Raw genomic sequence first — 1,376 nt, forward strand, 5'->3', positions numbered from 1 at the left:
GGCCTACTGCCGCTCATCTTTCTGAATCCAACTCAGCTGCAGCAGGACTTGTAGGAACTGCTCCTCGTTGCACCGACCTTTCATCACCGTGTGCACCCACTCTTGCACGTATAGATTAGACGTCTCCAGCGTGTAAAGATGCAGCTCCCGGAGAGCCCGGCATATGGCCACATAAAAGCAGATCTCTAGCGCGTCCGCGGCGCCTATCCGGCTCTGAATCCAGTTGAAATGCCTAAAGGTGGCCTCCACCATATCTCCGGCTCGCTCTATGGGGCAATAGAGATGGTTCTTGGCAAACAGCTTGCTTAGTTGAGCAGAAAGCGCCTCGATGTCTTTGTGTAGCATGGGCTCTGAGTGAATGGTCCACGTCCACTGGTGCTCTTGGGGTAAACGCATAAAGAGGGCTTGAGACGTGCGCCGCGCCATATAGGGCACAATATAGGGCGTTTTCCTCTGATAGGCGGCCATGGCGTACGCGGTTGCCCAGTAGGGCCACTTGAGCGGCTCCGCGGGCGGCGGCGAACTTTGGATAGTGTACGTGTCTGCAACTAAGCCGCTGCTAACCGGATCTCGGTATGCAGTGAATAGGTCGCTCTCCAGAAGGAGCTGGCGTGCAGTTGGGATCCGAGTGTCGTGGTACGGAAAGGAGCGCCCGTAATTGGGTATCTCGGCGTTGCTCTTGGCCATCCTATGCACCTTCAAGAACCCATAAGGATACAGCGTATCCTCTAGATACCGACACAGCTGCTGGCTTAACAAGGGTCGGCACCTCGCGTATAGCCACTTGATGAAGAACCCCAAATCAGAGCGCTGGTTCTGGTCCGACCCAATGTTCAGCTGGGGCATCATCGTCTCGTACTCGAGCACCTTGTAGTTGTCTAAGACGCCGCTGGCCGAGGCAAAGTCAAAGTCCCCAATCCTAACGCTGATACCAGGCAGGTTGGGCACGTAAAAGACAACCCCCTCATGGGGCATAGCATAAACATTGTACGAGGCTGGGTTATACTCGTTCGAGGTCGAGTGCACAAAGACGTTGTTGGGCTTCAAATCGTTGTGCCGAAAATTGGGCATCACCATATAAATAGCCTGCAGAGTCCAGGCCACCTGGAAGACAATCTGCATGAAATGGGCGTCAAATCGGGCCTTACCGCCATAGGCTTTGCGGAACCGATCGTAATACTGACCCACGTCGCCCATGTTGCAGTACTCGGTGTGAAAAGCAATGTACCGCTTGTACGGGGCCGCCTTGGTGGGTGTATTGGGAATAATAACCGGCTGCCCAAGGATCATACATATATGGGGGCTCGTCTTGGTTCCAACACAATACTCTGATAAAACGTGTTGGGTAATACACTGAGCGTACTCGTGCCTATAGG

The 1,376-nt window shown here is 53.9% G+C and carries 1 protein-coding gene; it reads right to left on the reverse strand.

Features of this window, described 5'->3' with window-relative positions; translation table 11 throughout:
- Positions 1-3 precede the first annotated feature (3 nt).
- On the reverse strand, positions 4-1,376 hold a 1,373-nt coding region (locus V6D20_14135), incomplete at its 5' end, for a hypothetical protein (GenBank protein ID HEY9816919.1).

This window comes from Candidatus Obscuribacterales bacterium, from assembly GCA_036703605.1.
GTDB lineage: Bacteria > Cyanobacteriota > Cyanobacteriia > RECH01 > RECH01 > RECH01.